This is a genomic window from Streptomyces sp. NPDC051452 (assembly GCF_044454765.1).
In the GTDB taxonomy this organism is placed as follows: Bacteria; Actinomycetota; Actinomycetes; order Streptomycetales; family Streptomycetaceae; genus Streptomyces.
Map to the genome: position 1 here is coordinate 493,638 of NZ_JBITEB010000004.1, position 13,393 is coordinate 507,030.

General features: G+C 69.8%; 16 protein-coding genes. 11 read left to right on the forward strand and 5 right to left on the reverse strand.

Going from position 1 to position 13,393, the window contains the following annotated elements; all coding sequences use genetic code 11:
• Positions 1–205 precede the first annotated feature (205 nt).
• Positions 206–1,615: a type I glutamate--ammonia ligase gene (gene glnA / locus ACIBA9_RS14495; RefSeq protein ID WP_362157409.1), complete on the forward strand. Its 1,410-nt coding sequence runs from the start codon at positions 206–208 to the stop codon at positions 1,613–1,615.
• Between the two features lie 181 nt (positions 1,616–1,796).
• On the opposite strand, the gene ACIBA9_RS14500 is transcribed toward glnA, so the two are convergent.
• Positions 1,797–3,182, reverse strand: coding sequence for a hypothetical protein (locus ACIBA9_RS14500; RefSeq protein ID WP_399362827.1), 1,386 nt, complete (start codon positions 3,180–3,182; stop codon positions 1,797–1,799).
• 85 nt (positions 3,183–3,267) lie between these two features.
• Positions 3,268–4,197, reverse strand: coding sequence for an alpha/beta fold hydrolase (locus ACIBA9_RS14505; RefSeq protein WP_399362829.1), 930 nt, complete (start codon positions 4,195–4,197; stop codon positions 3,268–3,270).
• Between the two features lie 96 nt (positions 4,198–4,293).
• On the opposite strand from ACIBA9_RS14505, the gene ACIBA9_RS14510 reads away from it, so the two are divergent.
• Complete coding sequence (locus ACIBA9_RS14510; RefSeq protein WP_399362831.1) at positions 4,294–4,887, forward strand: TetR/AcrR family transcriptional regulator; 594 nt, start codon at positions 4,294–4,296, stop codon at positions 4,885–4,887.
• A gap of 70 nt (positions 4,888–4,957) precedes the next feature.
• On the opposite strand, the gene ACIBA9_RS14515 is transcribed toward ACIBA9_RS14510, so the two are convergent.
• Complete coding sequence (locus ACIBA9_RS14515; RefSeq protein WP_399362833.1) at positions 4,958–5,947, reverse strand: GlxA family transcriptional regulator; 990 nt, start codon at positions 5,945–5,947, stop codon at positions 4,958–4,960.
• Between the two features lie 83 nt (positions 5,948–6,030).
• On the opposite strand from ACIBA9_RS14515, the gene ACIBA9_RS14520 reads away from it, so the two are divergent.
• From ACIBA9_RS14520 to ACIBA9_RS14535, 4 genes are all read left to right on the forward strand, one after another.
• The gene (locus ACIBA9_RS14520; RefSeq protein WP_393901287.1) at positions 6,031–6,621 is read left to right on the forward strand and encodes an isochorismatase family protein; all 591 of its coding nucleotides are present in this window, start codon (positions 6,031–6,033) and stop codon (positions 6,619–6,621) included.
• 77 nt (positions 6,622–6,698) lie between these two features.
• Entirely contained in the window at positions 6,699–6,956 is a 258-nt protein-coding gene (locus ACIBA9_RS14525; RefSeq protein ID WP_399362836.1) for a hypothetical protein, read from the forward strand.
• Between the two features lie 234 nt (positions 6,957–7,190).
• Positions 7,191–8,111: a zinc metalloprotease HtpX gene (gene htpX / locus ACIBA9_RS14530; protein WP_362157396.1), complete on the forward strand. Its 921-nt coding sequence runs from the start codon at positions 7,191–7,193 to the stop codon at positions 8,109–8,111.
• 50 nt (positions 8,112–8,161) lie between these two features.
• Positions 8,162–8,746 (forward strand): hypothetical protein, encoded by a 585-nt coding sequence (locus ACIBA9_RS14535; RefSeq protein ID WP_362157394.1) that lies wholly within the window; start codon positions 8,162–8,164, stop codon positions 8,744–8,746.
• 15 nt (positions 8,747–8,761) lie between these two features.
• Here the strand turns inward: ACIBA9_RS14535 and ACIBA9_RS14540 are convergent, their stop codons facing one another.
• Entirely contained in the window at positions 8,762–9,031 is a 270-nt protein-coding gene (locus tag ACIBA9_RS14540; RefSeq protein ID WP_393901290.1) for a hypothetical protein, read from the reverse strand.
• A gap of 152 nt (positions 9,032–9,183) precedes the next feature.
• Here ACIBA9_RS14540 and ACIBA9_RS14545 point away from each other — a divergent pair, with 152 nt between their 5' ends.
• Complete coding sequence (locus ACIBA9_RS14545) at positions 9,184–9,945, forward strand: alpha/beta hydrolase (protein ID WP_399362839.1); 762 nt, start codon at positions 9,184–9,186, stop codon at positions 9,943–9,945.
• A gap of 57 nt (positions 9,946–10,002) precedes the next feature.
• On the opposite strand, the gene ACIBA9_RS14550 is transcribed toward ACIBA9_RS14545, so the two are convergent.
• Positions 10,003–10,317, reverse strand: a complete 315-nt coding sequence (locus ACIBA9_RS14550) for a hypothetical protein (RefSeq protein WP_399362841.1) — start codon at positions 10,315–10,317, stop codon at positions 10,003–10,005.
• Between the two features lie 164 nt (positions 10,318–10,481).
• Between ACIBA9_RS14550 and ACIBA9_RS14555 the strand changes: the two genes are divergently transcribed.
• From ACIBA9_RS14555 to ACIBA9_RS14570, 4 genes are all read left to right on the forward strand, one after another.
• A complete protein-coding gene (locus tag ACIBA9_RS14555; protein ID WP_399362843.1) occupies positions 10,482–10,847 on the forward strand; it encodes an arsenate reductase family protein in 366 nt (121 codons plus the stop codon).
• Between the two features lie 127 nt (positions 10,848–10,974).
• Positions 10,975–11,694 (forward strand): hypothetical protein, encoded by a 720-nt coding sequence (locus ACIBA9_RS14560; RefSeq protein WP_362157381.1) that lies wholly within the window; start codon positions 10,975–10,977, stop codon positions 11,692–11,694.
• Between the two features lie 210 nt (positions 11,695–11,904).
• Positions 11,905–12,936, forward strand: coding sequence for a glutamine synthetase (gene glnII, locus ACIBA9_RS14565; protein ID WP_399362845.1), 1,032 nt, complete (start codon positions 11,905–11,907; stop codon positions 12,934–12,936).
• A 177-nt stretch (positions 12,937–13,113) separates the two neighbouring features.
• Positions 13,114–13,326 carry a hypothetical protein gene (locus ACIBA9_RS14570; RefSeq protein WP_399362847.1) on the forward strand — a complete coding sequence of 71 codons (213 nt, stop codon included), beginning with the start codon at positions 13,114–13,116 and terminating at the stop codon, positions 13,324–13,326.
• Positions 13,327–13,393: the final 67 nt, after the last annotated feature.

A 13,393-nucleotide genomic window follows, 5' to 3' on the forward strand; every position in this document is an offset into this window, starting at 1 on the left:
TCCACGGTACTGTGCCCGGTTCCGGATGATTCATCGAGGGTATGCGGGGGCTACGGTGGACCCGTGGCCGGTTAACTTCAGCGAAACAAACGGGTCACGCCCGAGAAATCACCCGTCCCTAGGGTCGAGGCAGCGTATGGCCACCGCACTGGCCGCACGAACGATCTACCACCCCGGCGGCACGGTCGGGAGTAGGAGGAGCTGGATGTTCCAGAACGCCGACGAGGCCAAGAAGTTCATCGCGGACGAGGACGTCAAGTTCGTCGACGTCCGCTTCTGCGACCTGCCGGGCGTCATGCAGCACTTCACGGTGCCCGTCGAGGCGTTCGACCCGGACGAGGAGCTGGCCTTCGACGGATCCTCGATCCGCGGCTTCCAGGCCATCCACGAGTCCGACATGGCTCTGCGTGCCGACCTGACCACCGCGCGTGTGGACCCCTTCCGCCGGGACAAGACCCTCAACATCAACTTCTTCATCCACGACCCGATCACGGGCGAGCAGTACTCCCGTGACCCGCGCAACGTGGCGAAGAAGGCGGAGGCCTACCTCGCCTCGACCGGTATCGCGGACACCGCGTACTTCGGTCCGGAGGCCGAGTTCTACGTCTTCGACTCCGTGCGCTTCGCGACCAGCGCGAACGAGTCCTTCTACCACATCGACTCCGAGGCGGGCGCCTGGAACACCGGCGCGCTGGAGGACAACCGCGGGTACAAGGTCCGCTACAAGGGCGGCTACTTCCCGGTCCCGCCGGTCGACCACTTCGCCGACCTGCGTGCCGAGATCTCCCTTGAGCTGGAGAAGAACGGCCTGAAGGTCGAGCGCCAGCACCACGAGGTGGGCACCGCCGGCCAGGCGGAGATCAACTACAGGTTCAACACCCTGCTCGCCGCCGCCGACGACCTGCAGCTCTTCAAGTACATCGTGAAGAACGTGGCCTGGCGCAACGGCAAGACCGCGACCTTCATGCCGAAGCCGATCTTCGGCGACAACGGCTCGGGCATGCACGTGCACCAGTCGCTGTGGAGCAACGGCGACCCGCTGTTCTACGACGAGGCCGGTTACGCGGGCCTGTCGGACACCGCCCGCTACTACATCGGCGGCATCCTCAAGCACGCCCCGGCGCTGCTCGCCTTCACCAACCCGACGGTGAACTCCTACCACCGCCTGGTGCCGGGCTTCGAGGCGCCGATCAACATGGTGTACTCGCAGCGCAACCGCTCCGCGGCGATGCGTATCCCGATCACCGGTTCCAACCCGAAGGCCAAGCGCGTCGAGTTCCGCGCCCCGGACTCCTCCGGCAACCCGTACCTGGCCTTCTCGGCCCTGCTGCTGGCGGGCCTGGACGGCATCAAGAACAAGATCGAGCCGGCCGAGCCGATCGACAAGGACCTCTACGAGCTGGCTCCCGAGGAGCACGCCAACGTGGCCCAGGTCCCCACCTCGCTGGGCGCCGTCCTCGAAGCGCTGGAGGCCGACCACGAGTTCCTGCTCCAGGGCGACGTCTTCACCCCGGACCTGATCGAGACGTGGGTCGACTTCAAGCGCACGAACGAGATCGCCCCCCTGCAGCTCCGCCCGCACCCGCACGAGTTCGAGCTGTACTTCGACGTGTGATATCGCCCCAGGTCAGAGCGGGTAACCGCGCTCCTGGGCCGTCTGTGGGCCGGGGGGGGGGGGGGGCCCCCCCCCCGGGGGCGGCGCCGCCCGGGGGGGGGGGGGGGGGCGGCGGGGCGGGGGGGGGGGGGGGGGCGGCCCCCCCCCCCGGGGCCGCCCCCCCCGACGGCGTTTCGGCTGGTCAGCGCCGGGCCTTGATCTCGTCGAGCGTTTCCTCGATCGGGCCCGCATAGACGTCGATCAGACCGTAGCGGCTCCGTACCCCGCGGTTCGTCTGCTCGGAGGCCGTACGGTTTTCCTCGCCTACCGGCGCGATGACCGCCAGCACGTCCACACCGTGTGGGCCAAACCCCCAGTAGGTAGTGACGCGGCGCTCTTTTCTCGTCAGTTGATCGATCGCATTGTTTTCTTGCATCTCGGCCGTTTGGATGACGGTGTCGACCTCTTTTTGGTTCATCCATGGGGGCATGGCAACGCCGCGCCAGGAGTATGTAAGACCTCCGAAATGATCCATAACGAGCCGGTCTTTACGCGCCAGGCTCAGGGTGGCGTAGAACGTCAGCTTGTCGAAATTCGTGTCGCTGGGAAGCTGAACAACGGTCCGCGTGACCGACTCGTCGTTCCCTTCGACCCAATTTCCGGGGGGCAGCCACGGCTGCGCCGCCACCAGCTTGCCCGGCTGGTAGACCTCCCTGCGGGTGAGCGGGTGCTTCTCCCGGTATTTGGACCATTGCTCGGCTTCCTGTCGCCACTTCGCCGGCGCCTGGTCCCTCGGGCTCACCGTCACGTTCTCCCCCATGGCGTGGAACTCGGCGCCCAGCACGTAGAAGCCCATATCGCTGTGATTCACGAGCTTGATGTCGACCGGCACGGAAAACACCTTGCCGTCCGCGCTGAGCACCGCCTTGCCCGGGTTCAGCTGCACGAGCGGGGTGGCCTCGCGCCGATACGGCTGGAAAAGGTACTGGTAGCCGAAATTGGCTACCGCTACGAGCGTGGAGATGATCAGTGCCGCGGCCACTCGCTTCGGAGCGGGGATCTCATCCAGTCGTCGCCACACCAGGACGACGGTGGACAGCGAACTGACGCTGAGCACGATGGTCAGGACCTGATAGCAGAGTTTCTCGCCGTCATTCCACGTCTGTAACGCGAGCAAGATGTTCGTCAGCAGCGCTACGCCGGTGGAGATCAGCGCGACCACTCGAAAGTTGGAACTCGGCCCGCGCCCCCAGCAGTCCACGACCGCGCCGATGCCCACGAGCATGATGAGAGCCGCCATCATGAGGGCCGCTCCGGTGACGCACCCCGCGAAGGTCAGAGCCTGCCTGAAGTCCTGGAAGCCACACCAGCCCACGGGGAGCGCCGTCGCGAGCAGGACCAGCACAACCCATCCCATTTCCGGCCGCGAGCGTGCGCGTCTCAGGCCTCTGCGCACCATCACGTACGCGCCGGTGCCGGCCCCCGGGTCGGGCCCTGGGGAAGTCGTCACATGATCACCTTCCTGGCTGCGCACCGGGATCCGATCACCATGCTCCGAGTGATCCGCGCGGTGCACCGAGTGATCCACGCGATCACTGCACGCATTGCACCGGGATGGCTGCACGCATTCCACCGGTCGGCCCACTCGTCCCGCGCCAAAGGCGCACCAGCGATCAAGCGATGAACGCGGTCAACGCGTCCACGACCGCGGCGGGCTGCTCGTCAGGGATGAAGTGTCCGGAACGCGGGATGACGACACCGGTCGTGTTGTCCGCCCAGGGGCTGATGGAAGCGGCCATGTCGGGGATCGAGCCGTGGGAGCTGGAGATTCCCAGGACCGGGACGGTCAAGTGCCGTCGTCCGAGAGCATCATGGTTCCTGCGCGCCGATTCCGTGGCCTCGCGGTAGTAGGAGAGAGCCGCTCGAAGACCGCCCTCCGCGGCGACTGCGGCGGCGTAATGGTCGATCTCGGCGCTGTCGAACGTCTCCGGGGACAGTGTTTTGGCCTTCAAGAACCAGCCGATGTAGTCACGCTCGCGTCCGGCGAGCAGTGTCTCGGGAAGATCTGGCACCAGATGGAAAGCGAAGTGCCAGGTCTTCCAAGCCCGGTCGGGATCCGTCGGGATGGCGTCCGGGAGGCTGATGCCGGGAATGCCGGCGTCGAGCAGAGCGACACCGTGCAGGTGCTCTTCGTACGTCAGGGCCAGTGAGAAGGCGACCCAGGCCCCGATGTCGTGGGCGACGAGCCAGTACTTCGGCACGTTGAGCGCGGTCACCGCGGCCTGCACGCGCGAAGCGACGGTGTGCGTGTCGTAGCCGTCGCTGGGGCGGTCGGAGTGGCCTTGTCCTGGCAGGTCGATCGCGATCACGTGGAATCGCTCGGCAAGGCCCGGCGCCACCCTGCGCCAGGCCCACCAGGTCTGCGGGAATCCGGCTAGCAGGACGACGGTGGGGCCGGTCGGCCGACCGCCTTCCACCGCGTGAAGTCGGATGCCTCCCGCGTCGACCCAGCGGTGAGTGAAGCCCGCGAGGTCGTGGAGCGGCAACGCGGAGATGGGGTTCCGGCCCGAAGAGTGCTTCGCGGCGGTTGCGGCATCGGTCATCCGTCGAGTCTAACCCATCTTGAACTATCCAGTTCAAGATACGATGAGCCGGGCCACAACGGCTTGGCCCCAGTTCGAGAACGAGGTGCGTGCGCGATGGCCGGGAAGAAGCAGTTCGACGTGGACGTTGCGCTCGACGCGGCGATGGTCCAGTTCTGGCGAGCCGGGTACGCCGCCACATCTCTCGACGACCTCTCCAGGGCGACCGGACTGAACCGCAGTTCCATCTACTCCTCACTCGGCGACAAGGACGCGCTTTACTCGCGTTGCCTGGACCGCTACGCCACGCGGTATGGAGACAGGTACGACCAGGCCCTTTCGGGCGCGTTCGAAGAGCCGCTGCGGGCAGTACGGGCGTTCTTCGACGTCACACTGGAGCGCATCGCCGACCCCGACCTGCCGGACGGATGCCTGGTCGCCCAAACCGCGATGTCGATACCGGTACTGAGCCCCGCCATCGCCACGCGCGCGATCGAAGCTCTGGGCTTTCAGCGTGCGCGGCTGCGGACCGCCTTGATCGCCGCGAAGTTGTCCGACAGCGACGCCGACGACTTCGCCGTTCACATCGCGGCGGTCAACCAGTCACTGGCCGTGATGAGCAGGGCCGGGGCGAGTCCGAAGCAGCTCCACACGGTCATCGACATCACGATGAGCGCGCTCTCGCAGGCACTGCGCGCTCCCCGGGTGTAGCCGCGTCGCCGCCTGGTCGCGGCCGGTCGAACCGGGTCCGCTGGGACCGTGCCTGAACTGCGGCAGGCTATCAGCCAGTGTGCCGGAAGCGGCTGCGGTACTCCGTCGGGGTCGTGCCCAGTTTGCGACGGAAGGCTCGGATGAGGGTGTCGACCGTGTTGAAGCCGCAGACGGACGCCACGCGCTCCAGGGTGTCGTCGGTGGACTCCAGCCGGTTGCGGGCCGCCTCCACGCGGGCCGCCTCGATGTACGACGCGGGGGTCGTCCCCAGCTCCGTCTTGAACAGCCGGGTCAGCTGGCGTTCGCTCACATGGGCGTGGGCGGCGAGGTCGGCGACGGTGAGCGGTGCGGTGATGTGCTGGGTGACGTGGCGGCGCAGCTCGTCCATGCGCCGGGTGGTGGAGACGGGATCGATCGGCACGCTGAACTGGCTCTGGCCGCTGGGCCGCTTGAGGTACATCACGAGTTGCCGGGCGACGCGCAGCGCGACGGCCTCGCCGAAGTCCTCGGCGACCAGGGCGAGGGAGAGGTCCAGGCAGGCGGTGATGCCGGCGCCGGTCCACACCGCGCCGTCGCGGATGAAGATGGGGTCGGCGTCGACCTCCACCGACGGGTGGTCGGCGGCGAGCTGCTGCGCGGTCGACCAGTGGGTGGTGGCGCGCTTGCCGTCGAGCAGCCCGGCGGCCGCGAGCAGATGCGCCCCCACGCAGACGGAGGCGACGCGTCGGGCGCGGCCGGCGAGGGTCTTCACCCAGCGGACCAGGCCCGGGTCGGTGAGGGCGTGCACCCGGCGCTGGTCGTCGACCTCCACCGAGCCGGGCACCAGCAGGGTGTCGATGCCGCGCGCCGCCACGTCCTCGAAGGTGAGGTCGGGCAGCACGCGCACCCCGGCCGAGGTGGTGACGGGATCCAGGGTCTCGGCGGCCAGGACGACGTGGTAGCCGCTCGCGTCGTCCGTCTCCCGGCGCAGCAGGGCGAACACCTCGGGCGGGCCGGTGACGTCGAGCAGGTCGACGCCCTCGAACAGCAGGACAACGATGAACCGATGGACGCCGCTCACCGGGGCCCCTCCCCATGGGATGTCTGTATCTGCAAGTTACATGACATTGCCGCCATCGGGGTGCCGCTCATAGCGTTGCGGACATGGCAACGACAACTCTGCGTGAACTCAACGGCTTCGACCAGACCCCGGCTTCGCTCGCGGACTCGACACTGATCCTGATCGACTACCAGAACACCTACACCCGGGGCGTCATGGAGCTGACCGGCTGGCAGGCCGCGCTCGACGCCGGCGCGGACCTGCTGGCCCGGGCGCGCGCGGCGGGCGCGACGGTCGTGCACGTCGTCAACGACGGCGGTGAGGGCACCCCGTACGACATCCGCGCCGAGATCGGGCAGATCCACCCGAAGGTCGCGCCGGTCGAGGGCGAGGCCGTGGTCGTGAAGCAGGTGCCGAACGCGTTCCTCGACACCGACCTGGCCGAGCACGTGGACGCCGCCGGGCACAAGGACGTGATCATCGCCGGCTTCATGACCCACATGTGCGTCGCCTTCACCGCCCAGGGCGCCTTCCTGCGCGGCAACCGGCCCACCGTGGTCGCGGACGCCAGCGCCACACGGCCGCTGCGGACCGCCGTCGCCGAGGTCTCCGCCGAGCAGGTCCATCACGGCGCGCTCGCGACGATCGAGGATCTGTACGGCGTCGTCGTCCCCTCCGCCGCCGCGCTGGGCTGAGCCCCCCCCTTTCGGGCCTTCCTCCCTCCGGGGGATCATCCTCCCTGACCCTGCCGGACGAGAGAGGTTGCACGGGGATGACACAACAGCACGACTGGGACGGCGAGTTCGACCACATATGGGCGAACTCGGCCGAGCACAAGGAGCCCTCGGCCCGGGCCCGGATGCTCGCCGCCCGCTGGAAGGAGAACCCTCCGAACCCGGCGCCGTTCCGCGCCGACCCGGGCCCGGCCCACTCGCGCCGCCGGGCGCCCTGGGCGTCGACGGCCGTGGTGATCGGCTGCGTGGCCGCGGTGATGATCCTGATCGGGTACGCGCAGACGCACCCGTTCTAGACCCGCCGGGGGCGGGGCGCCGCAGCTCTGTTCCGGTCCGGCGTCGTGCGGCTACGGGCGGTCATCACCCCGTCGGAGCCGGAGCCGGCGGGGCCGCTCGGGGGACCCCCCGGCCGGCTCCGTGGGCGGGTCCGCAGCCTTTGCTGCTCCTAGGGTCGATCGCGACCTCCCCATGGCCGTCGGCAGGTGCACACTGGACAGCGGGACGAGTGCCTGACTGCGGGGTGATGCAAGATGCAGAGCCGCTTCCGGAGCGACCGGCGGCTGACCGTGCGCATGGGTCTCACGCTGTTCCTGCTCGGGTTGCTGTACGTGGGCTTCGTCGCCGCGTTGATCGTGCTGCTGAAGTCCTGGCTTCTGGTCGTCGTCCTGATCGGGGCGATGTTCGTGGCGCAGTTCTGGTTCTCCGACCGGATCGCGATGTTCGCCATGCACGGGCGGGTCGTGGAACGCGAGGAGTATCCGCAGCTGCACGCGGTCGTCGACCGGCTGTGCGCGATCGCGGACATGCCCAAGCCGGTGGTCGCCGTGTCCACGATGGACATGCCCAACGCGTTCGCCACCGGGCGCAACCCCGATCACGCAGTGGTCTGTGTGACCACGGGGCTGCTGCGCCGCCTGGAGCCGGCCGAGCTGGAGGGCGTGCTCGCGCACGAGCTGTCGCACGTGGCGCACAAGGACGTCGCCGTGATCACGATCGCTTCCTTCCTCGGGGTGATCGCAGGACTGATCGTGCGGTTCGCCTTCTACTCGCAGGTCTTCGGCGGCGGGCGCAGGGACCAGAACACCGCCGCCGTCCTCGCCGTCGTGCTGGGCGTCTCGGCGGCCGTGTACGCGCTCAGCTTCCTGCTGATCCGGGCGCTGTCGCGGTACCGGGAGCTGGCCGCCGACCGCGCCGCCGCCCATCTGACGGGCCGGCCCTCGGCACTGGCGTCGGCGCTCACCAAGGTCTCCGGGGACATCGCCCGGATCCCGACCAAGGACCTGCGCACCGCCCAGGCGTTCAACGCGTTCTACTTCACCCCGGCGACCGGCAAGGAGCCCGGCATCGAGCGGTTCTTCTCCACCCACCCCACCCTGGAACAGCGGCTGGACCAACTGGGCCGGATCTCCACGGAGCTGGGCGAGGCCGCCGTCCCGAAAACGGCGGACTGAGGAAGGCTGGACGCCGGCGGCACATGGCACTGCGGAAGGCGGGCTGAGCGTTGGGGTTGCTGGACATCCTGCTGGGGCGTACGAAACCGGTCGCACCCGATCTCGATCAGCTCTTCGGACTGCCCTCGGCGGCCGTCACCCTCCAGGCGGCGGCCGGCTTCACGCCGACCGGCGAGGGTGCGGTGTGCTTCGCCACGGTGGAGGGCGCGGCCTTCGAGCAGACCCACCGGGAGGTCCAGGCGCTGCTCGACGCGGACGCCGACCGCACCGGCCCGCCGGTGGAGCTGCGCCAGGACGACTACGGCTACTCGTGGCTGGTGTCCCGACGGGACCCGGACCAGCTGCCGCAGCTGGTCAACGACCTGCACGCGGTGAACAGCTCGATGGAGGTCAACGGCTTCGGCCCCCAACTGCTGTGCTCGCTGGCGGGCTTCAGGGACGACGCCGGCCGGCGGCTGGCGCTCGTCTATCTGTACAAGCGCGGCACCTTCTACCCGTTCGCTCCGCTGCCCGGTGCCGCCGAGCGGCGGGACAACGCCCTGGAGCTGCGGGTGAAGGCGGCGCTCACGAACGATCTGCGGCTCGAGCAGGACCTGAACCGCTGGTTCCCGGTATGGGGCGCCCCGGGCCTGTGACCGTGCCACCCCGGTTCAGCCGCCCTGCCTCCGCTCCTGACGCCGGGTCTCCAAGGGCCGCTCCCGCCGGTAGCGGCGCTCCCACCGCGCCTGCCGGTCCCGGCGCTCACGGTAGGCCCGGTAGCTGTCGGGGGCGGCGCCGGCGGGCGGGGGTGGCGGACCGGGCGAACCACGCCCGTGCCTGGCGTACAGACAGAGCAGTGCGACGGCGGCGAGCCACCAGAGGTGGTTCGCGAACCCGAGAACGACCAGGACGACGGTGCCGGTGGCGACGATGCCTCGCATGGCGACCTCCGTGGTGCGAGTGCTTGCGGCAAGGGTCGGCGGCGGCCGTCCGGGAGATGTCGGCTTCGCGCCGTTTGTTCAGCGTAGGGAGCGCCCTCCCCCGGCCGCACCCCGTTTTCCCGGTGCGCGCCGTGCGTGAGTGAATGGCGCCCATGACCGAATCCCCCGCCGACACCCGGCACGCTTTCGCATACGACGCGTTCTGGTACGACCACGAGGGCGAACGTCTGGGCGGGGTCGCCGCCGGGCCGCCGGGCCGGGCCACCGTGCTCCTGCTGCACGGCGCCGGCAACGGCAGCAAGGAACGGCTTCTGCCACTGCTGGAGGAGTTCGCCGCGCAGGGCTGCCGGGCCCTGGCGTTCGACTTCTCGGGCCACGGAGAGAGCAGTGGCCCGCTCGCGGAGCTGAGCCTGCGGCGGCGGTTCGAGCAGGCGGCGGCGGTGCTCGACGCGCACGCGCCGGCGGACGATCCGCTGGTGCTGGTCGGCTTCAGCATGAGCGGGCAGACGGTCGCCGACCTCGTGGCGCTGCATGGGCGCCGGGTCGCGGCCGTCGGCCTGTGCGCGCCCGCCGTCTACGCCCCCGAGGCCTGGGACGTGCCCTTCGGCGACGGCGACGGCCGGTTCAGCGCGATCCTCCGGGAGCCGGACGGCTGGCGCGCCTCCCCCGCCCTGGACGCGCTCAGGGCGTACGAGGGCCGGGCGGTGCTGGCGGTGCCGGGCACCGACACGATCATTCCGCCGGCCGTGACCCAGGCGGTGTGGGAGGCGCTGTCGGCCCGCGCCTCGCCCACGCGCCTCGACATCCCCGACGCGGAGCACTGGCTGGGCCTGTGGTTCCGCGACCACGCCGAGGACCGACGGCGGTTCGTGGCCGCCCTGCTCACGGCTCCGGACAGCGCCGAAGCCGGGTAGCGGACGTGCGGGAAGGTGCCGGGTGTCCCGCGGTCGGCAGGGCACCCGGCGCCGGTCTCACCGGCTGTAGCGCATGAACGCCCGCACCATGTGGCACGTCGTGTCCGACGGCGGGCGCATCCCGATCTCCAGCGCCGTCGCGCGGATCGTCTCGTCGCGGGCCTGGCCCGGCAGATGGACCCCGGAGTCGAGCAGGGCTATGGCCAGGCGCATGGCCTTCAGGCGCCGGTTGTGCGTGACGTACCACTCGCGCGGGCGCCCGGCGGGCAGCGGCCGCTTCACCACGGGCTCGTAGGGCGAGTCGAACAGCACGGGACGCTTGGCGGTGGACTGGGTCGGCAGCGGCTTCGGCTTGAGGGCGGCAGCGGGCACGGGCATCCTCCTGTCGCGGTCAGGGCACCACCGGCGGGCTCCGGCGATGCCCTCGAACACTGCTTCCATTCTACGACCCACCACTGACAAAAGCCCCTGGCCACAAGGGCTTTCGGGGCCCTCGTGACGCGAGGGGAAGACGGTTCTCGCGTACCGTGTCCCGCATGGAGATCTGGATCAATCCGGCCTGTTCGAAGTGCCGTGCCGCGATCGGCGTGCTCGATGCCGAGGGGGCCGGGTACACCGTGCGCCGGTACCTTCAGGACGTGCCGAGCCAGGACGAGATCAGGGCCGTACTCGAGCGGCTGGGACTCGAACCGTGGGACATCACACGCACCCAGGAGCCGGCCGCCAAGGAGCTGGGACTCGCGGACTGGCCGCGGGACGACACCGCGCGGGACCGGTGGATCGCCGCACTCGCCGCGCATCCCCGGCTCATCCAGCGTCCGATCATCACCGCCGACGACGGCACGGCGCTGGTGGCCCGCACCGAGGACGCGGTACGGGAGGCCCTCTCCCGGGGTCGTTGAGGGTCGGCTCGCGATCAAGTTCCATGTGACGCACGTTACTTGTGCGAAGACCGCGGCCGCTGAGCAACCCCGTCCGGCATCCCGTACCTAGCGACGTACGCTCCCTCTACCTCTTCAGGAGGCGCGCATGTCGCGCAGGAGAACTCTCGGTCCGAAGAAGAAGATCGCGCTGCTCGTCAGCGCCGCGGCGGTGGCGGGCGGCGGGGCCTTCGCACTGGCCACGACCTCGAACGCCGCGCAGAGCCCGCAGCACGCGAGGACGCTGTCGGCCGGTGAGTCGACCACCTGCCAGGGGCTGGCCACGGCCCTCGGCAACAACGAGCGGTTCATCGCGGACCAGAAGGCGCGTCCGGACGCGCAGTCGAACGCGCGGATCGCCAACCGCGAGGCGGTCATCGCCCAGATCAAGGTCCAGCAGCAGGCCGCCGGCTGCACCGTCGGGGAGTCGGCTCAGGACTCCCAGACGGGGCAGGCCGGGGGCGGCCAGAGCGCCTCACCCGCCCAGAGCGCCCCGCCCGCCCAGAGCGCTCCGCCCGCGCAGAGCGCCCCGCCCGCGCAGAACGGCGGCGCGGGAGGCGGTGGCGGTGCGGCGGCCTCCGGTCAGCAGGTGTGCAAGGGCTCCACGGTGACGCTCTCGGGCGAGGGCGGGGCTCCGGCCGCGTCCAGCGGCCAGTTCCCGGCCGGGACGACCCTGAAGGTCACCAACCTGGACAACAACAAGTCCACGACGGTGAAGGTCACCTCCGTCTCCGGCAGTTGCGTGCTGCTCAACAACGCGGCCTTCGAGCAGGTGCGCGAGCCCGGCAAGTTCCTCATCCGCCATGCGGTGATCGAGAAGGTGGGGTGAGGTCCACCGACACCACGGGTCCCGCTGTTCGCGGCCACGAGCAGCGGGACGGGTGAGCCGCGCCACACAACGGCTGGGTAACACGGGGTTCACATACGGGCAACGGACGGGAAACCGCCCGTTGACAAGCTCCCGGTAGATCGAGCGGCCCCGTGCCGCAGCGCCGCGGCACCCGCGAAGTGCGCCCGAACCACCCCGAAGGATGCCCCCGTGACGTTCAAGGCCGAGTACATCTGGATCGACGGCACCGCGCCGACGGCCAAGCTCCGTTCCAAGACGAAGATCATCGCGGGTGCTCCGGCCGGCCTGGGGACGCTGCCGGTCTGGGGCTTCGACGGCTCCTCCACCAACCAGGCCGAGGGCCGCTCCTCGGACTGCGTGCTCAAGCCGGTCTTCACCTGTCCCGACCCGATCCGCGGCGGCGACGACATCCTGGTGCTGTGCGAGGTCCTGGACACGGACATGACCCCGCACCCCTCCAACACGCGGGCCGCGCTGGCCGAGAGCGCCGAGCGGTTCGCCGCGCAGGAGCCGATCTTCGGCATCGAGCAGGAGTACACCTTCTTCGAGGGCACCCGTCCGCTGGGCTTCCCCGAGAACGGCTTCCCGGCCCCCCAGGGCGGCTACTACTGCGGTGTCGGCGCCGACGAGATCTTCGGCCGCGACGTCGTCGAGGCCCACCTGGACAACTGCCTGAAGGCGGGCCTCGGCCTCTCCGGCATCAACGCCGAGGTCATGCCCGGCCAGTGGGAGTTCCAGGTCGGCCCGCTCGCCCCGCTGGAGGTCTCCGACCAGATGTGGGTGGCCCGCTGGCTGCTGTACCGCACCGCCGAGGACTTCGGCGTCTCCGCGACCCTCGACCCGAAGCCGGTCAAGGGCGACTGGAACGGCGCGGGCGCGCACACCAACTTCTCCACCCGGGCCATGCGCGAGGGCTACGACGCGATCATCACCGCGTGCGAGTCGCTCGGCGAGGGCTCCAAGCCGCTGGACCACGTGAAGAACTACGGCGCCGGCATCGACGAGCGGCTGACGGGTCTGCACGAGACCGCCCCGTGGGACGAGTACACCTACGGCGTCTCCGACCGCGGTGCCTCCGTGCGCATCCCGTGGCAGGTGGAGAAGGACGGCAAGGGCTACATCGAGGACCGCCGTCCGAACGCCAACGTCGACCCGTACGTGGTGACCCGCCTGCTGGTGGACACCTGCTGCGCGGCACTGGAGAAGGCCGGCCAGGTCTGAGCCGTCCGCACCACCCGAGCCCGGTTCCGAGAGGGGGCGTCCGCCGACACGGCGGGCGCCCCCTCTCGCGCGCCCGGCGGCCCGGCCCCGCACCCCCCTGTCCGCATGGTGAGACGGCCATCCGGACGCCTGGAACGTCCGATAGAGCCCTGACCTGCAAGGGAGTTCGGGTGGCGGATGACCCGCAACGTCAACTTCACGCCAAGGAAGCGTCCAAGCAGTGAGAGCGGGGTCCTGACCGGCGGCCTTCTCTGCTTCAATGGGCGCATGGCCAGCTTTCAGAAGTACCACGCGACGGGTCGCCATGACCTCAAGCCCTTCTGGCCTTCCCGTCAGCACCACGACTTCGACCGGGTGTGTTGCCGCGCGATGACCGCGCGGGCCCTCTGAAGCCGTAACCCCCGGCCTCCGGCCAGCGCGAAACGACGTACGTCCCCTCGGCGCGCCCGACCACGAA

What these genes read in the sequence shown, in the direction of transcription:
- glnA (WP_362157409.1), top strand. Translation starts at nt 206, where the DNA reads ATGTTCCAGAACGCCGACGAGGCCAAGAAGTTCATCGCGGACGAGGAC.
- ACIBA9_RS14545 (WP_399362839.1), top strand. Translation starts at nt 9,184, where the DNA reads ATGACCGAATCCCCCGCCGACACCCGGCACGCTTTCGCATACGACGCG.
- ACIBA9_RS14525 (WP_399362836.1), top strand. Translation starts at nt 6,699, where the DNA reads ATGACACAACAGCACGACTGGGACGGCGAGTTCGACCACATATGGGCG.
- ACIBA9_RS14560 (WP_362157381.1), top strand. Translation starts at nt 10,975, where the DNA reads ATGTCGCGCAGGAGAACTCTCGGTCCGAAGAAGAAGATCGCGCTGCTC.
- ACIBA9_RS14570 (WP_399362847.1), top strand. Translation starts at nt 13,114, where the DNA reads ATGACCCGCAACGTCAACTTCACGCCAAGGAAGCGTCCAAGCAGTGAG.
- htpX (WP_362157396.1), top strand. Translation starts at nt 7,191, where the DNA reads ATGCAGAGCCGCTTCCGGAGCGACCGGCGGCTGACCGTGCGCATGGGT.
- ACIBA9_RS14555 (WP_399362843.1), top strand. Translation starts at nt 10,482, where the DNA reads ATGGAGATCTGGATCAATCCGGCCTGTTCGAAGTGCCGTGCCGCGATC.
- ACIBA9_RS14520 (WP_393901287.1), top strand. Translation starts at nt 6,031, where the DNA reads ATGGCAACGACAACTCTGCGTGAACTCAACGGCTTCGACCAGACCCCG.
- ACIBA9_RS14510 (WP_399362831.1), top strand. Translation starts at nt 4,294, where the DNA reads ATGGCCGGGAAGAAGCAGTTCGACGTGGACGTTGCGCTCGACGCGGCG.
- ACIBA9_RS14505 (WP_399362829.1), bottom strand. Translation starts at nt 4,197, where the DNA reads ATGACCGATGCCGCAACCGCCGCGAAGCACTCTTCGGGCCGGAACCCC.
- ACIBA9_RS14540 (WP_393901290.1), bottom strand. Translation starts at nt 9,031, where the DNA reads ATGCGAGGCATCGTCGCCACCGGCACCGTCGTCCTGGTCGTTCTCGGG.